Raw genomic sequence first — 20652 nt, 5'->3', positions numbered from 1 at the left:
ATTACATGATTTTAGCGGCTTGAATTTTTATTTGCTTGCCATTCATAAATTTAAGTTTCTTTTGCTTACAAGCAATTTCTCCATTGACAAATACGTAATCTATTCCGTCTGAAAACTGATTAGGATTTGCCATGGTTGCTGCACCGTTAATGGTGTCTTTATCAAAAATTATAATGTCTGCGCGGTAATTGTCTTTAAGCTTTCCACGTTTCATTAATGCAGGTTTTAAAAGTTTGGTTGGTGCTTCTGTAAGTTTGTATAAAATAGTCTCCAATGGAATTCCAATGTCTTGAAAATGTCTTACTGCCGTTGCAAAACAACCTGCTCCTCTAGGATGATTGTTCGCACGGTTAGCTCTTTCAATTCCGCCATCAGAACCAATTAAACAAAAGTCTTCTTTAATAGCAATATCCACAGTTTGACTTAAAGGCATTGTTCCCTCTGGTACAGCTACTAATACTCCAGATTTGCTTCTTAGTTCATTAAATCTTGATTGACTCAATTTTTCCCCTGTTCCAACTACAGTTAAGTCCGAATATGTGAGGTTGTATCTTTTTCTCCAGCCTTCGTCAAATCTTTTTGAGTGTAAATATGTTGCCCAATAAGAGTAAGGGTAAACACATGTAGTGATTTTTAATCCTTCTTCAACTGCCGTTTTAATAAGAGAAATGGCTTTTTCCATATGAAAGGTTCCGCCTGTGCTGTTGAGGTGGTCAATATGAACAGCTGCTCCTGTGTCTCTTGCAATTTTAATGGCTTCAATAACGCCACTTAATTCTTGTTCTTTTGATGAGTATCTTAAATGCAAAAACAAGGGTCTTTGATATTTGTATGCCAGTTTTCCGTATTCTAAAAGTTCGCTATAAGGTGTGGGCTGATATTCAATACTGTGTGAAATAGCAATTGCACCATATGCCAAATTCTTTTCAATGACTTTTAATCTTGTGTTGATTGACTTTTGATTGCGCCTAATATTCATCACCTTAGTGGATACTCCCCAGTTGATATAGTGCGATTTTTTAGTAAATGTTTTGTAATAAGTGGCGGCTTTGTGATGTCCGCCATGTAGCTGTAATGCAGATGTTACGCCATCAGAAACTTTGTATGATTCAAAAGTAAGATAAGTGTCTTCAGGCGCGGAGGAGTTATCGGCTAAAATATCAATAAATCCAGGCGATACTATTTTGCCTGCAGCATTTATATATTGCTGTGCTTTTAATGGTTTTTGGCTTATTTTAAGTCGTCCGGAAGAGTTTATCCCAACATAGAGTTTTTGAAGTTTTCCTTCAAAGTAAACATCTCCATTTTCAATACTATAATCGTAAAGTTCTTCTAAATTGCCATCATCAGGCAATAAATTTCCTAGTGCCGAAGATGAAACGGCAGAAGCTGCAGCAAGAATAGCTGATTTTTTTATAAAATCTCGCCTGTTATCGGACATGGTAATCAAATGTAGCCAAGCAAGTTGAAGGTTTAAACCCTGCATTGAATTAACTATGCACAGCGCAAAGTTGATTCCATTTGTTTAACTAATAAAATAGTAAAGGATGTAGATTAAATTTTGAGTTGTATTTTTACTCACAGAAGTGACAATTAATGCTGGGTAGGTTCTATAAAATATGCATAACCTTGATGATAGGTACGGTTTCATTTGGACAATCTCCAACTGATAGCCTGCTTAATCTCCTGGAAAAAGATATAGCTGATACAGTAAGATTAGATGCCTTAATCAATTTAGGTTGGGATACTGTCACTCCTAATCCTGAACAGGCATTGGTTTATGCAGATCAGGCAGAACCGATTGCATTGAAAGTAAAAGATCCTTTTAGGTCTGATAAGGTTTATCGACTTAAGGCTTTTGCTTATGGTAACATGAATAATCGTCCAAAATGTTTAGAGAATCATTTGAAGCGTGTAGAAGTTTTGGAGGCTACAAATGAGCAGTCTATTTCATTGGCTGCGGCATATTATGAAACTGCTGCCGTTTTAAAAAGTCAAGAACAATTTGATGCGGCAATTGATTATTTTGAAAAGTGCGGACAAACTTCAAAGGAGCTTGGAAATAAGGCAATTTACGGTCAATCTTTAATGCCACTTTCTGAAGTGAAGTTGATACAGGGCGATACAGCCGGTGCAAAAGCTGATTTGTTATTAGCTAGGGATTTATGCATAGAAGATAGACCCTTTGTAGCTGCAATTGCACTAGCTGATTATGCAAGTGCTTGCATTGCTCAAGATAGTTTGGATAAAGCAGAATCTGCATTGAATGAGGCTCTTGTTTTAATTCAAGAGGCGCCTTCTGAAGAGTACAAAGGTTTTGTTTATCAAGGGATGGGATATTTGTGGGAAAGTAGAAATGAAAAACGCAAAGCATTGTTTTGGTATAATAAAGCCAGAACTTGTTGGGAAGAGGAAAACAAATATTTTTATTTACAAGGTCTTTATCTTGCTCTTGCTAAAAATTACACCGGAGTAAAGGCTGATTCTGCAAATTACTTTTACGAGAAGCATATTGAGTTAAGAGATCAGGTAAACACAGAAGATAATAATCAGCAAATTGCTGAGATGGAGGCGCGTTTTCAGAATGCTCAAAAGGAGAAGGAGATTGCCGTTTTATCAAAGGAGAAAGAGATTGCAGATTTAGAAACAAAGAGACAGTCTCAAATAAATATCATTGCATTTTCAGGATTAGGTGTAGTACTTGTTTTGCTATTGTTCATTGTAAGTAGAATGAGATTGATCAGGAAACAAAATTCCCTCATTGAAAAGCAAAAGGAGGAAGTGACCTTACAAAAGGAAATCATTGAAGAAAAGTCCAAAGAAATGATGGATTCAATTATGTATGCTAAAAGAATTCAAGGGGCAGCAATGCCTGATGAAAATCTGGTTAAAAGCGTATTTAAAGATTCATTTGTGATTTATCTACCCAAAGATCAATTGAGTGGTGATTTTTATTGGATGGCAGAGAAGGAGAATAAAGGTATTTTGTCTGTTGGTGATTGTACGGGTCATGGAGTTCCGGGAGCATTGCTGAGTATATTGGGAATTAATTATCTCAATATGGGAAGACTCGGGGGTAATATGGAATCCCCGGCTAACATGCTGAACTTTTTAAATAATGGAATACACAGTACTTTTTCTTCAAGTGAAGGAGAAATTAGAGATGGGATGGATATTGCTGTAGCTTCTGTTGATTTTTCATCCCTATTAATGACCTATAGTTGTGCTAAAAATCCTATTTATGTTTTTAGAAATGACGAGCTGATAACACTAAAAGGAGATAGACACGCAATAGGAAAAAGCACTTCAGAGACAGAGCCAATTCCATTTACCAATCAAGAATTTCAACTACAAAAAGATGATGTGCTATATTTATTTTCGGATGGATTTGCAGATCAATTTGGAGGGGATAAAGGAAAAAAGTTAGGATATAAATCCTTTAAGAAAATCTTACTGGAGTCACATCAATTACCAATGACAACTCAAAAAAATAAGCTTATCAATACACTTGAAACCTGGAAAGGTGAGTTAGAACAATTGGATGATGTATGTCTAATTGGCCTAAGAGTTTAAATTAGGATTCTGATTTTAAGTTGCTCTTTAACTTAAGAATCATTCTAGTGCCTAAAATCAATGCAACAATAATTAATAAAACTATCCCTGAATCAATTGGAATACATGTTGAATCCCAACATGGAGTTCCTGCCGAACCTGCCGGTGGAGGTGGAGGTGGAGCAGGTGGTTGACCAAAGCCCCCAGAAGCAATTAAACTGAATATAACAGTAAGTATTGATGCTGATAGGTGGTGAGTGAGTCTTTTCATATTTGTAGCTAGCGTAATTGCAATTTCAAAGTAACAGATAAAATAGGGTAAAATCACTCATTTGTCAATTCAGAATTTTAGATCGCTTTATAACTAAAGATTTTAATTAGTTATAAAAATTGTACTTCGTCGATTGATTGAGCCCTTTCACCATTTTTAAAACTTGATTAGACCAAGTTAATTATTGGAATCCTATTTAGCAAAAATGTTGGTTAATTCAGGTGTTTATACGTTTTTGGACACCTTGTAAGTAGTGATTATACAGGTTTATAATGAGAGTATTTTATCTATTTCTGCTGCCAGTTTATAATCTAGTTCTGTCACTGTTTTATGGGTATGGGTTTGAATTTTAAATTTTATTTTGTTGTAATTAAATACTTCAAAATCAGGATGGTGATCCATCTTGTCAGCAATTTTTGCAATTTCAATGAGCTTTTCAGTAATTTGCTTAAATGAATTCAGTTTAAATTCTTTTATCAAGTGATTTTTGTCCTCTTTCCATGCTGACATACCGTTGGTGTATTTATTGATAGATTGATTTTTAAATAAGGTAGTTTTATAAAAATAGTAAGATGAAGATAGTATTACTTTTTGCAGTTAGTTTACTTACTTTCTCGGTTTCAGCTCAAAAGTTTGATGTAAATAAGGCTTTTGATTTTTGGGTTGGAGAATGGGAAGCACATTGGACAGGAGCCAATGGGAAAAAGTTTGTGTCCTATAACAAAGTGGAGAAAACATTGGACGGTAAGGTAATTCAAGAAAATTTTAGAGACTCGGTCAATCATTTTTACGGAACAAGTGTTTCGGTTTTATCGGCTACAGATAGCTTATGGCACCAAACGTGGGTTGATAATAAAGGTGGTTATCTTGAGTTGGTAGGAACTGTTAATAAGGATTTACGTGTTTTTCAAACTAGAGGTGAGGTAAAAAACAATAAGATTGTCATGAAAAGAATGCTTTTTTACAACATTACTCCCAATTCATTTACCTGGGATTGGGAAATTTCAACGGATGGAGGGAAAACCTGGAAATTGAATTGGCAAATCAAATACATCCGCATCCGAAAAGAAAAATAATTACTTTTAAACCAACTAAATAACTACTCTTGGAATCGGTTTTAGAAATAAAGGATTTATCAAAGAATTATGGCGAAATCAAAGCCTTAAACAAATTGAATGTTGAGGTTAAAAAAGGTATGGTCTTCGGAATTCTTGGTCCTAACGGTAGTGGTAAAACTACTACGCTCGGTATACTTTTAGGTGTTTTAAATCAAACTTCCGGTTCCTTTTCCTGGTTCGGAAATGGTGACGCAGTTGCCAACAGAAGAAGAATAGGTGCTTTGTTGGAGACCCCTAATTTTTTTCCATACCTCACGGCAGTTCAAAATTTGAGAATTGTTGGACAAATAAAAGAAGTGGAAGATGTTGAGCCTAAGATTGATCGCGTATTAAAAGCAGTAAATCTTCATGAAAGAAGAAATTCTAAGTTTAAAACTTTCTCACTTGGAATGAAACAAAGATTGGCGATAGCTTCTGCTTTGTTAAGTGACCCTGAAGTTTTAGTGTTGGATGAACCTACAAATGGTTTGGATCCTCAGGGAATTGCTGAGATAAGATCTTTGGTAAAAGAGATTGCTGCGGATGGTAAAACAATTTTGATAGCATCTCATCAGCTAGACGAAATTGAAAAGGTTTGTACAGATGTTGTCATTCTTAAAAAAGGAGTGGTTATAGCACAAAGTGATGTTGAAAGCATTTTACATTCTGCTAAACAAATTGTTATCAAGTCTGATAAAGTTGAGGCTTGTAAAGAAATCATAAACAATAAAGAAGGAATTGATTTAGTGTCTGTAAATGACGGTGAAATGATTTTGAGTGTTGCAGAAAATATAAGTACAGCAGATGTCAATCAATTGTTTTTTGAAAAAGGTGTTGTACTTTCTGAATTAAGAATAATGAAAAAGAGCTTGGAAGCCCAGTTTTTAGAAATCACAAAGGAATGATGAAGTTATTGAAAATAGAGTGGCTGAAAGTTAAAAACTACAACACTTTTTGGTGGATTTTGGGAATTTATGCGGTGCTTGTTCCTGTTACTTTTTTGTCTTTAATTGAGTTTTTTTTAAGCATTACGCAAGGTTTCCCATTTTTTCCTTCAAAAGAAGAGATTTTAGGTTTTCCGCAAATTTGGAATTACACAACTTGGATAGCAAGTAGCTGGAATATTTTACTTGGTGTTTTGGTTGTTATATTGGTTTGCAACGATTTTGCTTTTAAAACTCAAAGGCAAAGTGTAATTGATGGCTTGAGTAGAAGAGATTTTATTTTAGGGAAGTTTTCTTTCTTAATTGTACTAGCTGTAGTTATTACGCTTTACACTTTTTTGTTCGGATTTATAATTGGTAGTATTTATTCAAACATCTCAGATTTCACTGATGAAATTTATTACCTGCTAGTATATTTTATTCAAACAGTAGGATACTTTGCTTTTGCGTTTTTATGGGCTGTGTTGATCAGAAGACCTGCACTTTCAATTATACTTTTTGTTGTAATAATACTATTTGACGGAATTTTGCTAAACATCCCTAATTTTTATGAGGTAGCACAGTTTATACCTACCATAACAATATCGCAGTTAGTTCCTTTTCCTTTTGGACAAGAGTTTATAGATGCTGCTAGAGCTCAAGGTGAAGATGTTAATCTACCATTCCAGTTAAATCAACTGGGAAGATCAGTTTTTTCTTCAATCTTTATTATTGGATTTGTTTTGATCAGTTATATCTCATTAAAAAGAAGAGATCTGTAATCTTACAATTTCACAACATACTCCATTTGTACTAAGTTGTCGTATTCGTCAACAACTCTAAGAATATATGTTCCTTCAGTAAAGTCTTGGAATTCTTTAATCACATAAGGTTGAGTATTGTCTTCCATGGTTACATGTTCTGAACTGTAAAGAATTCTACCTAACATGTCGGTTAATTCAAACTTATAATTTCCAGGCAAGTTACCCAATCCGCTCACATTTAAGGTGTTTTCTGTAGGGTTTGGATAAATTGAAAAAAGTGATTCTCCACAATTTACTGCAACAGGGTCAGAGTAAGAAATCTTACCGTTAAAGTCGGTTTGTCTTAATCTGTAATAGTTTACACCAATTTCAGGGTTTTTATCCGTAAATGTGTATTGTAAAGTGCTTGATGAAGTACCAGCTCCATCTACTTTTCCAACTGCAGTATAATTCACACCATCTGTGCTAGATTCAATGGTATAAAAATCGTTATTCTGTTCAGAGTAAGTTGTCCAGTTGATGATGGATTTACCGTTGCCACAAGTAGCGGTTAAGTTGTCTAATTCTATTGGTAGCGGAAGTACACATGGATCAATAACTGAAGTGACTAATGCATCCCATCCTGCTCTGTTTACTACGGATGTTGCCCAGAATTCAAACGTTAGGCAATTACCGGTTGAACAAAATTCCATGTTGGTTGAGCCAATTCCACAATCTCCAAATGGGTTATCTGGTCCTGAAGCACTGTTATCGTACAATACTGTTGATGCGGTATTTGGTCCATCATAAATCTTCATCCAATCCCAACCTGATGTTGTGTTCCACATGGCAAATTCATAAAACTGAGCTACTAAAAATTCTCCTGCTGCTCCACAAATAGTGACAGTAGTGAAGCAATTACAGTTACAGTAGTTTCCTGATCCCGCAACATCTGCACACGGGTCCCCTCCAGGTCCTCCGTCATCATAGAATGAAACACTTGATTGAGTAGTTAGTGTATATGAAACATTGGCGCAAGCTGTTGGAATTAATTGAGGTGGACAAACTGGGCATACACCTCCGCAGTCAATTCCTGTTTCGTTTTGATTTTGAATACCATCAACACAACTTGGTGGTGGGCAAGCAGGACAAGGTCCCCCGCAATCTACACCTGTTTCGCCTTGATTTTGAATTCCATCTGTACAAGTTGGTGTAGGATCACTTCCAATACAAATGTCAAAACTAGAGGTTTGTCCTGTTGTGGATGTCCATGAATAAACACGAACATAATAAGTGTTTCCTGGTGTTAATCCGGTAACGGTTGATGAGTTAGGATCACTACATGATCCTGTTACCAGCGTTAATGCCGGACATGTCCCTTCCCAAACTGAGTGATATAAGTCTGTAGTTCCTCCTGTAATATTTAAAAGGTCAATGTAATGTTGAGATGATGTAGCTGTAAATGAAAACCAAACATCATCATCTTCTGTTCCACCACAAGAGGCAGTATTTTGAGCTGAGGCTGTTGCACTGGCGATTGTTCCAGGAGTTACGGATCCACAATTTTGATCAGGATTTACGGTAACAGGTGTTGCGCCACTACACTCGTCATTAGCCGGTGGTGGTGGCGGTGTACCGATACAAATATCAAAATCGGTGGTTTGACCAGAGGTTGATGTCCATGAATAAACACGAACGTAATAAGTTGTTCCGGGAGTTAAGCCTGTTAATGTTGATGAATTTGGGTCACTACACGATCCTGCAACTACTGTAAGAGAAGGGCAAGTTCCTGTCCATACTGAGTGATACAAATCTGTGGTACCATTTGTGATATTAATTAAATCAATAGTGTGAGTAGTTCCGGTTGCAGTAAATGAAAACCAAACGTCATCATCTTCTGTTCCACCACAAGAGGCTGTGTTTTGAGAAGATGCAGTAGCCAGATTAATAGTTCCTGAAGCAACTGATGAACAAGAAAAATCAGGGTTTACGGGAACATTGATTGCTCCACTACATTCGTCATTTGCTGGTGGTGTCGGCGGAACCGTAACTGTTGCATCCAAACAAAACGCCGTGCTGTAAGGTGAAGACCAATTGGCAATAACAATGTAATAAGTAGCTCCATTTGTCAAAGCGGGAGTAGTAATTGAGTAGTTTGCTGTTGAACCTCCATTTGTGTGGCTGGCTACACAGTTTGGTGATGATGCCGGACAATTATCCAAAACAAAAATCCCCGACCATGTTGCAGTTAATCCTGAAACATCTAATTGTAAAGCCTGACCCGTACCCGTATATGAAAACCAATATTCACCATCATTATAAGATGAACTACATGGATTCAATGGGGCTGTACTTCCGTCTGGGAAAGATCCTGCAAAACTATTGGTTCCACATTGTGTTGATCCAGGAGTCAAAGGAGTGGCCCCTGCACAAGTTGCTTGAGAAAATGTTGTCTGAACCGAACCTAAAAGAAAAGCTAAGCTCAGGCCTAATATTTTAATAGCCTTATTCATAACTTACTACTCTTGATTCGTCAATACCAAATTTCAATAAAATCGCCATTGCCTCATTCTTCTGCATTTCCAAAACATGAACCACCTTAAGTACTTCAGTTTTTTCATTTAGTTCTACAGAATACATTTTGTCTTTGTACCCAATAAACTCATCTTTAATAGCTCCTTGGGTATCTTTATCTACACCTTCAAAATCAACTGTTAATACAAGAGATTTTTTAAGTTGAAAAACTTCTTCTTCAGCTTGTTCCTGACTTTGTGAAAAAGATAAAAAGGAAGAAGTAAGAAGTAGTATTAGTAGGACTGCTTTAAACATGGCTAGTTTTTTGGGATAAATATTGAGGTAACAGGTTTATTAAGTATGCGTTATCTACAATTTAAGTAAATATTGTCAGACTTTATACTTAGATGACGGATTTCACTGAAATACAGTTGCTTAATGATAAAAATATCACACGCACTCCAATTACTGATCAATATGTAACAGAAATTTTACAAAAATCGCTCAGCTTCCCCCAAACTATTGTAAAGTTGATCTAATGACTCAATTACAAAGTATTCTTCTTGCATTTCATCCGTTTTGAATGATTTGTTCAGAATAGCTTCAATGTCAAATTCAAGAAAAGTACATTCTCTGTTGGCAATGCGATTAGTTTCTCCAAATGATGACATGATACCTGCGCCATAAGCTTTGACGTGCTCCTCCATGATTACTCCAAATTCAATAGTGAACCAGTACAATCTTTGTAGTTTAATTAATGCCTGTTCATTGTTGATGTGTTTTAAACCCATTTGTCCAAATTCATGCGCAAAAGCAGAAAAAACATCATTACTCAATAATGGAATATGACCAAATACGTCATGAAACATGTCCGGTTCCTCCAGGTAATCTAGGTTTTTCATACTGCGTAACCAGGTTGATGAACAGAATTTTTTCTCTGCCAACAAAGTAAAAAATTCTGCTACCGGAATCAATCCCGGAACTACTGCTATTTCCCATCCTGTGTTCCCTGAAAAATGGGAATTAATCGCTCTAAAATCTGGAATAATAGACTTGTTCAATACCTCTTGCATTTCCTCCAAAGCATTCAAGTAACACTGACTCCCCTTTTGCTTTAAGTTTTCAGCCTGACGCTCAAAAAGCATCTTCCACACTACAAAATCTTCTTGAGTGTATTTGTCCATTTGTTGTTTTAATGCTACTTCCATTTTCTAAAATTTAGTAGCCTCCAAAATCACGGGAATGAATTGCAAAAAAAATCCTCCCCGAAATAGGGGAGGACCTTCATAATTAATATTTAGCGATAACACAAATTACAAGATCAACCCCTTTGGGATCATCCAATAATAATAAGTGTTATTTATAGAGATATTTCTCATAGTTATATGCAACCGCGTCAAATATAGAAATATTTGTGCCAAAAAAAACAATTGGTGGCATTAAGCCTAAATTAAGCCCTATATTTGTGGCAAATTTCTCAACAAAATGGCAACACAAGAAGATAATTTAAAAGACATTATTGGACATGCAAAAGAATACGGATTTGTATTTCCATCTTCTGAAATTTATGACGGATTAAGTGCAACCTATGATTACGGTCAACTAGGATCTGAATTGAAAAATAACATCAAAGAATATTGGTGGAAAGCAATGGTTCATATGCACGAGAATATTGTCGGAATTGATGCTGCTATTTTTATGGAACCAACTACCTGGAAGGCTTCAGGTCATGTTGACGCTTTCAATGATCCTTTAATTGACAATAAAGATTCTAAAAAAAGATACCGTGCTGATGTTTTGATTGAAGAGCACATTGAAAAGATCAAACAAAAAAATGATAAAGAAGTTGAGAAAGGAAAAAAACGATTTGGTGATTCTTTTGATGAAGAGCAGTTTAGAGCAACCAATCCCAATATTTTAAGAAGAGTTGAAGAGATCAAATCTATTGAAGCAAGGATGAAGGAATCTCTTGAAAAAGAAGATTTGGTGGCAGTGAAAGAATTGATTGAAGAGTTAGGGATTGTTTGTCCTCTTTCAGGTTCAAAAAACTGGACAGATGTTAAGCAATTTAACTTGATGTTCTCAACTGAATTAGGTTCTGTTTCCGGAGAATCTGCTAAGATTTATTTAAGACCTGAAACGGCACAGGGGATTTTTGTAAACTACTTGAACGTACAAAAATCAGGAAGAATGAAAATTCCTTTTGGAATTGCGCAAATTGGAAAAGCTTTCAGAAATGAGATTGTAGCAAGACAGTTTATTTTCAGAATGCGTGAGTTTGAGCAAATGGAAATGCAATTTTTTGTACGTCCTGGAGAAGAGATGAAGTGGTATGATTACTGGAAAGAGTTCAGAATGAATTGGCACAAATCTCTAGGTTTGGGAGATGATAAATACAGATTTCATGATCATTTAAAATTAGCTCATTATGCAAATGCTGCTGCTGATATTGAATTCAACTTTCCAATGGGATTTAAAGAGTTAGAAGGTATTCATTCAAGAACTGATTTTGACCTTAAACAACACGAAGAGTTTTCTGGTAAAAAATTGAGATATTTTGATCCTGAAATCAATGAATCATATATTCCGTTTGTGGTAGAAACGTCTATTGGATTAGATAGAATGTTCCTGGCGGTTTTAGCTTCATCATACAATGAGGAAACTTTAGAAGATGGTTCACAAAGAACAGTTTTATCTATTCCTCCTGCTTTATCTCCATACAAAGTAGCAGTAATGCCATTGACTAAAAAAGATGGTTTACCGGAAAAAGCAAGAGAGATAATTGATGGATTAAAGTTAGATTTCAATTGTCAATATGATGAGAAAGATTCGATTGGTAAGAGATATAGAAGACAAGACGCTATAGGTACTCCGTTTTCAGTAACGGTAGATCATCAAACTTTAGAAGACAATACTGTTACTATCAGAGATAGAGATACAATGGAGCAAGAACGTGTTTCTGTAGACCAATTAGAAAAGATAATTGGAGAGAAAGTAAGTATGAAGAAGTTGCTGATTAAAGACGCAGTTGCAGGGTAATTAATCCATTGGTAAGCTATACTTGGTATACCAATCTGTCACAACCTCTTTACCATAAATTTTACAAGCCTTTTTGTACTCTTTTTTGTATACAGGACAAAAATCGTTTTTCTCACATATTACACTCAACAATTCAAGGTATTTAGGATAAATGGGAGATTCTGAAGTGTAATCATCTGTCAATAACATAGCGTTTAAATAATTTACATTGATTTTGTTGTAGTAAAGTCTTTTGACATAATCATAATTGCCTTCACCATTTTCATAACCTTCTTTCATGATGTCGATAATGGTCAATAAAACCTTTTCAAATTTCTTGTCTTTCTCAATAAAATCTACATAAAAATAACTCAATAACATCAGGCAATTATCTCCATCTTCATCAATCATCCAAACATCATTCTTACGTTTTTTAATAATGTCTTCAGTAAGTTCAAGATCAGGATACATGGTCCACCAATACAAAAGGTTCCAGCTTTTTTCAATGTCTGCTCCAAATTTAACAAGTGTATTAAATGCTTCCTTGTTATCAGAGTTTGAAGCTGCATAATCTAAAGGTGTTAAACCTTCGTTATCTTTTTTATTTAAATCAAGTTTGGTTGATTGCAATACATCTTTCAAAATTGCTTGGCTTGAACCTGATGATGCAGCTGTAACAAGATTTGCCCCACTGTGATTGATGTATGATAAGTCTGATTGATCTTTTAGTTTGTTGTACCAATCCTCTCTACCATAAGTAGCGGCCACCATAATTGCATTGTTTCCATGGCAGATATCGCAAATACCTTTTGGTAAGGGATTTTGAGCATACAATACTGAGCTTATTTCATCATTTCCTACAGATAAACTATAAATAAAAGCCTCTGTCAATATCAAATCAAAATCTGTCAATTGATCTTTTCTTTCAATGAGGTAGTTTACTGCATCCAAACATTCTCCGTGAACAGCATAACTCAATAAATTGGCTTCAATTTCATCAGCTCCTTCATCAATTGGGATCATGAATTTTTCATTTATATCATATCCCGCAGCTATTGCTTTTTCTAAAGCACCAACATCACATTTGTCAATAGCAGTTAAAGTTTTTTGCCCAAATACTATGCTTGTGCTAATTATTATTGAAAAGAGAATGATATGCTTCATATTACCAAATTCTAAAGTCTAGTTCAAGGTTTTTAATTCTGGTATTAGGTACTTGTTTACCTTTTGATAATTTCGTTACGCGATCTACAACGTATTCTTGTAACTCCATTAACATTACATTTCCATCCTTGTCCAGATCAGCTTCTCCACTTTTTAATCCATCTAGTAAACAGTAGGTAAATAATCCATTTTTCCACTCGTCACTTTCCATGGCAAATTCTGCACCTCCGGCTGAAGAAATAACTGTGGAACCAGTACCTCTTCTTAAGTCATTAAACAATACACTTGCTAGCCTACTTGGTGTAGCTGCAGAAGTTTCTTCAACTGCCGGTCCTACATTTCTGAAAGAGATTTCTTCTCCATCATCTTTGTCGTCTTCTTCATCACTTTTAACGGCAAAAAATACATCATCTTTGTCAACTTCACCCGAATGGCAAGTATCCATGATCAGAATCTTTTTATTGGCTTTAATTCCATCTAAAATACCTTCTAATCTTTCGTACGATAAACCTTTGTTTGCCGGATCAGTAAAATTCATATCATAGGTTCCAAAGTAATAATCAAAGTTGCCGTCCAAAACCCCGTGTCCTGCAACAAAAACCATTATAATGTCATCTGGTTTTGAAGACATTAAAAAATGATGCAATTCGGTAATGTTAGTGGCTGTTACATCTTCATTATAAAGGGCTTTGGTTTTTACATTAGCATAAACCCCATTGCTGTTGGATTGTAATAGTGTTGCTAAATCTTGCCCATCTTTTGCAGCATACTGTAAATTATATCTATCGTCTTTGTATTTGGAAGTACCTACTGTAATCAGATAAAGATCTTTTTGCGGTGCATCACCTTCTTTTTCTACATATACCGTTTGCATTAAACTTTCATATCCGTTGGTGTTTCTGCAACTTACCTGAATTTTATTTACACCATGTACTAATGAAACTTCCTCAGTATGTTGTACGGTAGTAACACCACTTAAGGATTTACCATTTTTACCGTAGAGCGGAACATTATTTATGTAGATATTGTAGCTCATCAATCCTCTTTTATCTGACATATCAACTTTTAACGACACTTCATTTCTAACTGTAATTGCCGGAATATCGGACACGTTATTAATGGATAAATTTGGGATGTCATCCAAAGAAACTGTGTTAGTAGGTTTTAAGCCCAGCTTTTTAATTCGTTTTTCATAGGCTAATTTGTAAAGCGCCATTAACTCTTCTTCTTGACAGCCTAGCTTTTTAAGTACTAGGTCAGGCCTGTTAAATACTGCGTCAAACTGCTCAAAAGGATATGCTTGATTTCCAATTCTAAAAGTTACCAATTCAAAACCTTCTTTTGATACTTTGTAATAATTATCAGATGTTTTAAAAATGTAATTATCACCGTCTGCCACCAATAACATTTCTTTCTCTCCACTACTTGGGTCTATCAATAAAAACTGACCACTTTTTGTGGTAATACCAAATTTACCTTTAGGGCTGATTGAAATGTGCGTTACTGCTCTTTGTTCAGTTTTCAATACTTTTTGATATGATTTGTCATATACATTTTCAATGTATAAGTATCCTTCGTTATGAGTAACCGCATAGTTAGAAGGTTTGTCTAAAGGTTCAGACAAACCATCAATAGCCAATTTGTCGGCTGTCATTACATCAAAAGTTTTGGTACTGTATTTTTTTACACCAAAAGATGAGCTTACTATCATGTATTCACCATCCTCTGTGAAGTTTACAAAAGCTCCTTTTGGCAAACCTAAATGCCCCGGAAGATCATTGGCAAAAACCATATTCCAGCGCTCAGTTTCAAAAACGTAAGTTTGAGATGTATTGAAACACAAAGCCAGTAATTTCCCATCAGGTGAAAAAGCTAAGGAGTTAGCTTCAAATAAAAAGTTGATTCTGCCTTCAGGACCTGGAGTTATTAATTTACGCATGAACTCACCTGTCTGCATATCTATTATTGAACAGGCAGAATCACCTGAACCCAACACGGCCAAATACTTTTCATCAGGTGAAGTAATCATCTGATTAATGTTGGTTTGATAACTCCATAGTGGACCGATATATTCAGGTTTCTTTTTGCTTAAATCATAATATCTAATGTCGTCTTTCGGTAATTTTGTGATCAAATAACTTCCATTAGATGAGAACTTTACTATGGCTTTTTCAGTAAAGGATCTTTTAATCATTTTGGCCCCTACTTTTTGTGTAGTTTGTACAGGGTCTTTACGAACTCCAATTGTTGGAATTCTTCCATTTTTAATGCTTCCTAAAATTCCATCTGTTTTTTTGGAGATGTTATCTTTTGACCAAAATTTCATTTTAGGTGGAATTTCTCTATGCGGTTCTTGTAATTCAAACTCACCATATTTTTCGGCAAGATTAAAATCCCAAAATGTAAGGATCCTGTCTTCTCCTAGCGTCACTAGTTTATTTTCGTTTGGATGAAAATCAAAAGTGTAAATAGGGTTTACCTGTCCTTCTAAAAGCTTGTAAAGAGATCCGCGATTCATATCCCAAATTCGAATCACATTATCTCCTTTTCTCAATTTAAAACTGCGTGTTTTGCCAAATCCTGAACTGGCAACTGTTGACCCATCAGGGCTAATTTGTAATGCTCTAACAGCTTCAGTATTATTTTGATCTTCTAGTTTGTCTTTGAATTCATAAATTTCATTTCCTTCCAGATCCCAAACTCTGATTCTACGTGTACTACTAGCCGTTACAAATCTGTTTTTTTCAACGTTTGCATCAAAGGCAGTAATTCCGCTATTTGAAGCTTTTATATGTTTACTGTCTTGTAGGTCGTTTATATTCCACAAGTGCACTAAACCTCCACCTCCGGTTGTAATTAACCCTTGTCCGTCATTGTAAAAGTTGAGCCCAATTACTTTGGATGTATGAACTTTTTTAGATTTTTCAGTGGCATTACTTTCAAGATTGTAAACGGTTATTTGACCATTTTTGCCTCCAGAAGCTAGGTGTTTTCCCGAGCAAGCCAATTTTGTAATAGCGTTATCTTCTTTGTAAAGTGTTTTGTGTTCTTGAATATTGCTGATTGCCCATTCGTTAACTTCTCCATCATCCGAACCTGTGTAAAAAGTTCCTTTTTGATTTGGATTGAGGCACATATTCAAAACCGGACTCTCTGTTTTAACTGAATCTACCATCTCCCAATTGATGATGTCCCAGGTAATGAGGTATTGGTCATTAGCTGTAGAAACTATTTTAGTACCATCATCATTAAACATAATAGCAGTAGTATAGTCTGTATGGCCATCTAGTTTACCAATAATTTTACCGGAGTTGATATCCCAGATTTTTATTGAATTTTCTTTTGCTGAACCAGAGGCAAGTAATGATCCATCAGGGCTGTACGAAAGCAGCGTTATATAACCTTGAGTTTTCTCTTGGGTGATAACTTCAATTTCCTGGCTAAAACTAGAAACCGTAAAAAGTAGTAGTAGAAAAGTAAGTATTTGTTTCATAGCATGAACGTGTCTAACAAATCTATTAAATGTACAGGATTTATGCAGGTTTTATGCCAATTATTTGAAGTTCCTTAAGAAAATTTAAAAGTCCATCCTTTTAATTGGAATCATATGATCATTTTGTTTAACCAATTCAATCATATACTGGCCTCCAGTGTCGTTGTGATAGAAATATTGGGCTTTATCAAACTGAAACATGTCCATTACACCATAAATTCCAGAGGTGTCTTGCATTGGGAAAATCAAATGTTTTGATTTATAAATGAACTCAGGATTGACAAAAACATTTGAAAAAACATATTTGTCAGGATCACCATATTCCTTTATTAAACTTGCAGTCTTGTCAAGTTGATTAGGAAATACTGTTTCATCATATAATGCTTGATATCTCCTAATAGATCTATCAATTCTTGTGATTAACAAGAATAACAAGATCGCAGAAAAAGCAATGTTCAATTTCCAGTTGATAGATTCTTCAACTATTTGAATGATCACAGCAATAATGATGATCATTGCCAAAGCTGTTTTGAGATTCGCAAAATTGTGGATGGCGTTGAAGTTGAATAAAATCAAATAATGGCAAAAAACTGAGAGCACTAAGATTAATGGAATTATAATTTTCCATTTTAGGTTTTTGATTTGTTTTCTACTTTTTCTCCATATCAATACGGGAATTAAAAAGAATCCGCTTATACCTAGCAAATTGATGACCATTGAAAAATTCCTGTTTAAGAAATGATCAAGCAAAAACCATGACCTTGGATTGTTCCAATTGTACACTACAACTTGTGTATTGAATTCTTGTAGCCCACTTCTTTCTTGATATTTCATCTGACTTACATCAACCAACGTTTCAAACCCTGCTAAACTACTGTATTGAAAAACTGTTAATCCTAAACTTAAAATAGCCGTAATACCAATCACCCAGAAACTGTATAGAAATACCTTCTTCTTTTCTTTAAAATAGAAAACCAATAAAGTTATTCCGTAGAAAAACGCAAACAAAAGTCCAAGCCATTCGGTGTAAACAGAAATGAAGGTTGCCATTCCTATTAGGGCAAGGATCATTCTTTGACTTTTATATTGCCCTTTTACCAGTTTGATCAATAAATAAATGGAGATCAGCACCAATAGCTGCATCAAAGTGTCTGCAAAATAAAGAATTGAATGTCCCCATAAATAACCGACGCTAAATAAATACAGCAATACCGCAGTTGTTGCGGCTATTGAAAACGTGTCTTTCGCATTTTTTCTGAGCTTGTAGATGATTAGATAAAGCAAAAGGGCGCATAAAAAGTGGATAATTAGATTGACTGTTCTTATACTTAACAAGTCAGGGCCACCGAGCATTTTAGTGCTGTAATACGCAAAAATAAATGCAAATGGCGGATATGATGTGTAATAGTGACGACCACTTTTCTCCATCACTCCTCCAAATGGGGAATGATAGATGTTTCCTCTTCCCGGATAAGTGTAAATGGGACTAAAGTTAAATTGAGATGGTCCTCCTTCTGTATCCCATAATTCTAATGTGATTAAAGTATGCGCAGTAATCCATTCCAAATCTCCAGACATTGGAGCATTTAACTTGTCTTTTCTAATTTGAAGCGTGAAAATAAAACCAATTACCAGGATTAAAATCCCTAATAAAAAGAACTTATTTTTCTTCAGCGTTAACATGATTATTCATGACTAAGACCTGATTCAGTTATGGTAGACTTTTCTTGATAGTCTTCGTAGTCTGTGTTGATTTCCCAAAGATTGTTGCTAGCACCATCTGCAATGTTTTCAGCTGCCAATAGTCCCATGAGAATAGAGTGATCCTGATTGTTGTATTTAAAGGCTCCATATCTTCCAATTACGGATAAATTGTCGATTGAAGTTAAATGGTCTTCAACAAGTTTTAAAGGTTCCTTATATCCTCTTTCATAAACAGGATAACATTTAGGAATCTTTACTACATGTCCATCTGATATTTCAAGATCTTTTATCAAGCCCGTTTTACGCAATTCATCTTTTCCTAAGGCAATTAAATCTTCATCAGTAGCATTCCAGATTTCGTCATTGTCATATGCCCAATATTCTAAAACTACAATTGTTGAATCTTCATTGTTATTGATTTCAGGAACCCAGTTTCTAAAATTGGTAATACGTCCCATTTGTAAATCTGAGCTATGCACATATAGCCAGTTGTCCGGGAAAACATCTTGACCTTCAACCTTTAGGTAAACCAATAAAGTGTTTCTGAAAGTTAGCTTATTATTTGCCTCAATTACTTTTTCAGGAACTTCGTCCATATTGTTAACCAAATGAGTAATGGGCATTGAAGAGATTACATGATCATAATCTTTAACGGTTCCGTCAACTAGTTCAACAGCATTGACTTTTCCGTTTTTACAAATTACTCTCTTAACAGGAGATTTTAGGTGTACTTGATTCCCTTTGTTAACGATATTGTCCCTCATTCTCTCGTAAACCATACCTGTTCCTCCAAGTGGGTAAGCAAATTGATCAACAAGTGTTTTGTGTTTGGTTTTTTTACCTTTAAACATAGCACTCCAAACTGCTTTAAAAAGAGAGAGTTTTTTAATTCTCTGAGCCGCAAAATCTTCGTCTAAATCTTTGCAACTAATTCCCCACAATTTTTCACTGTAGGTTTTGAAGAAAATGGAAAACAATCTATATCCAAATCTACCTATAACCCATGTTTCAAATGAGCCGTCTTTTTTAACCGGAGCAATGCGTTCTTTCATGTAACTCATTACACAAACAAATGCAGTTCCTAGCCCAAGTTTTTTTAGTGCGTCAAAAGGTTTAAGCGGATAGTAATAAAACTTCTTTTTATAATAGATTCTGGTTAATCGATCAACCATTCTGTAGTCTTTACCTACAACCTCAAGCCATACTTGGTTGACTTTGGTGTCGTTGCTAAAAAATCTATGTGGACCTAAGTCTACTTTTTGATTCCAAAGATCAATTGTTTTTGACAATCCTCCAACATCAGGACTTGCTTCAAAAACTTCAACTTCATGTCCTTTTTTTGATAATTCATAAGCCGCAGTGATACCTGCCGGCCCTGCTCCAATTACAGCAATTTTTTTCTTTTCCAAAGGTTTTAGATTTTCATTTCAGGTACTTCAGCAGGAACTACTAAATCGCCTTCAGTAGCTGCAATAATTTCTTCCACACTAACTCCGGGCGCACGTTCAATTAAATGAAACTTATTGTCTTTTATTTCAAGAACGGCCATATCTGTTACCACTTTGGTTACACAGCCTACGCCGGTTAAAGGTAAAGTACATTGTTTAAGTAGTTTTGATTCTCCTTTTTTGTTGGTGTGCATCATGGCAACAATAATGTTTTCAGCAGATGCCACAAGATCCATTGCGCCTCCCATTCCTTTTACCATTCTGCCTGGAATCTTCCAGTTGGCAATGTCACCATTTTGAGCAACTTCCATAGCGCCTAGTACAGTTAACTGTACGTGCTGACCTCTAATCATTGCAAAAGATGTTGCAGAATCAAAAATTACAGCTCCTTTTTGTAGTGTTACAGTTTGTTTTCCTGCGTTGATTAAATCAGCATCTTCTTCACCTTCGAACGGAAATGGGCCCATTCCTAAAATTCCATTTTCAGATTGAAACTCAACTTCAATCCCTTCAGGAATATAATTAGCAACCAAAGTGGGGATTCCGATACCAAGATTGACATACCAACCATCTTCTAGTTCTTGTGCAATTCTTTTAGCGATTCCGTTTTTATCCAGTGACATATTTATTTTCTTTTCTTCAGTTCTTCCAGTAATTTGACCCTTTGTATCATCTTGTCAAATAGCAGCACGTAAAGTTAACATTTTCCTAGTGGAATGTGATTT

16 protein-coding genes are annotated in these 20652 nt (G+C 35.3%); 5 read left to right on the top strand and 11 right to left on the bottom strand.

The genetic code is table 11. From position 1 onward, the window contains the following. Position 1: 1 nt before the first annotated feature. On the bottom strand, positions 2–1441 hold the full coding sequence (locus K6119_RS09035) for an amidohydrolase family protein (protein WP_221838436.1): 1440 nt from the start codon (positions 1439–1441) through the stop codon (positions 2–4). A 191-nt stretch (positions 1442–1632) separates the two neighbouring features. Here K6119_RS09035 and K6119_RS09030 point away from each other — a divergent pair, with 191 nt between their 5' ends. Continuing rightward, positions 1633–3573, top strand: coding sequence for a SpoIIE family protein phosphatase (locus K6119_RS09030; protein WP_221838434.1), 1941 nt, complete (start codon positions 1633–1635; stop codon positions 3571–3573). A 1-nt stretch (position 3574) separates the two neighbouring features. Here the strand turns inward: K6119_RS09030 and K6119_RS09025 are convergent, their stop codons facing one another. Then, positions 3575–3823 carry a hypothetical protein gene (locus tag K6119_RS09025; protein ID WP_221838426.1) on the bottom strand — a complete coding sequence of 83 codons (249 nt, stop codon included), beginning with the start codon at positions 3821–3823 and terminating at the stop codon, positions 3575–3577. A gap of 267 nt (positions 3824–4090) precedes the next feature. Next, on the bottom strand, positions 4091–4354 hold the full coding sequence (locus K6119_RS09020; protein WP_255715301.1) for a 4a-hydroxytetrahydrobiopterin dehydratase: 264 nt from the start codon (positions 4352–4354) through the stop codon (positions 4091–4093). 41 nt (positions 4355–4395) lie between these two features. On the opposite strand from K6119_RS09020, the gene K6119_RS09015 reads away from it, so the two are divergent. Genes K6119_RS09015 through K6119_RS09005 form a run of 3 tightly spaced genes read left to right on the top strand, consistent with a single transcriptional unit; the run spans position 4396 to position 6625 of the window. After that, positions 4396–4899, top strand: coding sequence for a hypothetical protein (locus K6119_RS09015; RefSeq protein ID WP_221838422.1), 504 nt, complete (start codon positions 4396–4398; stop codon positions 4897–4899). Between the two features lie 29 nt (positions 4900–4928). Beyond that, on the top strand, positions 4929–5825 hold the full coding sequence (locus tag K6119_RS09010) for an ABC transporter ATP-binding protein (RefSeq protein ID WP_221838421.1): 897 nt from the start codon (positions 4929–4931) through the stop codon (positions 5823–5825). Next, complete coding sequence (locus tag K6119_RS09005; protein WP_221838419.1) at positions 5822–6625, top strand: ABC transporter permease; 804 nt, start codon at positions 5822–5824, stop codon at positions 6623–6625. The genes K6119_RS09010 and K6119_RS09005 overlap by 4 nt, the downstream gene beginning before the upstream one ends. Positions 6626–6627: 2 nt before the next feature. Here the strand turns inward: K6119_RS09005 and K6119_RS09000 are convergent, their stop codons facing one another. The 3 genes from K6119_RS09000 to K6119_RS08990 all read right to left on the bottom strand — a co-directional run bounded on the left by K6119_RS09000 (position 6628) and on the right by K6119_RS08990 (position 10308). Beyond that, positions 6628–9099, bottom strand: coding sequence for a T9SS type A sorting domain-containing protein (locus K6119_RS09000; protein ID WP_221838418.1), 2472 nt, complete (start codon positions 9097–9099; stop codon positions 6628–6630). Then, entirely contained in the window at positions 9092–9415 is a 324-nt protein-coding gene (locus K6119_RS08995) for a hypothetical protein (protein ID WP_221838417.1), read from the bottom strand. The genes K6119_RS09000 and K6119_RS08995 overlap by 8 nt, the downstream gene beginning before the upstream one ends. 176 nt (positions 9416–9591) lie before the next feature. After that, on the bottom strand, positions 9592–10308 hold the full coding sequence (locus K6119_RS08990) for a phenylalanine-4-hydroxylase (RefSeq protein ID WP_221838416.1): 717 nt from the start codon (positions 10306–10308) through the stop codon (positions 9592–9594). Between the two features lie 277 nt (positions 10309–10585). On the opposite strand from K6119_RS08990, the gene K6119_RS08985 reads away from it, so the two are divergent. Next, positions 10586–12139: a glycine--tRNA ligase gene (locus K6119_RS08985; RefSeq protein ID WP_221838415.1), complete on the top strand. Its 1554-nt coding sequence runs from the start codon at positions 10586–10588 to the stop codon at positions 12137–12139. Here K6119_RS08985 and K6119_RS08980 read toward each other — a convergent pair whose 3' ends face one another. The 5 genes from K6119_RS08980 to K6119_RS08960 all read right to left on the bottom strand — a co-directional run bounded on the left by K6119_RS08980 (position 12140) and on the right by K6119_RS08960 (position 20550). Further along, the gene (locus tag K6119_RS08980) at positions 12140–13282 is read right to left on the bottom strand and encodes a hypothetical protein (protein WP_221838414.1); all 1143 of its coding nucleotides are present in this window, start codon (positions 13280–13282) and stop codon (positions 12140–12142) included. It abuts the gene before it with no gap. Between the two features lies 1 nt (position 13283). After that, a complete protein-coding gene (locus tag K6119_RS08975; protein WP_221838412.1) occupies positions 13284–16775 on the bottom strand; it encodes a WD40 domain-containing protein in 3492 nt (1163 codons plus the stop codon). Between the two features lie 84 nt (positions 16776–16859). Then, entirely contained in the window at positions 16860–18458 is a 1599-nt protein-coding gene (locus K6119_RS08970; RefSeq protein WP_221838403.1) for a hypothetical protein, read from the bottom strand. Positions 18459–18460: 2 nt separating this feature from the next. Beyond that, positions 18461–19888, bottom strand: coding sequence for an FAD-dependent oxidoreductase (locus tag K6119_RS08965; protein ID WP_221838401.1), 1428 nt, complete (start codon positions 19886–19888; stop codon positions 18461–18463). A gap of 5 nt (positions 19889–19893) precedes the next feature. Beyond that, on the bottom strand, positions 19894–20550 hold the full coding sequence (locus K6119_RS08960; RefSeq protein WP_221838399.1) for a CoA transferase subunit B: 657 nt from the start codon (positions 20548–20550) through the stop codon (positions 19894–19896). Positions 20551–20652 lie beyond the last annotated feature (102 nt).

The sequence above is a fragment of the Paracrocinitomix mangrovi genome (assembly GCF_019740355.2).
In the GTDB taxonomy this organism is placed as follows: Bacteria; Bacteroidota; Bacteroidia; order Flavobacteriales_D; family Crocinitomicaceae; genus Paracrocinitomix; species Paracrocinitomix mangrovi.
Note: the sequence above shows the minus strand (reverse complement) of the source record. Positions and strands in the feature narration are given on the sequence as shown.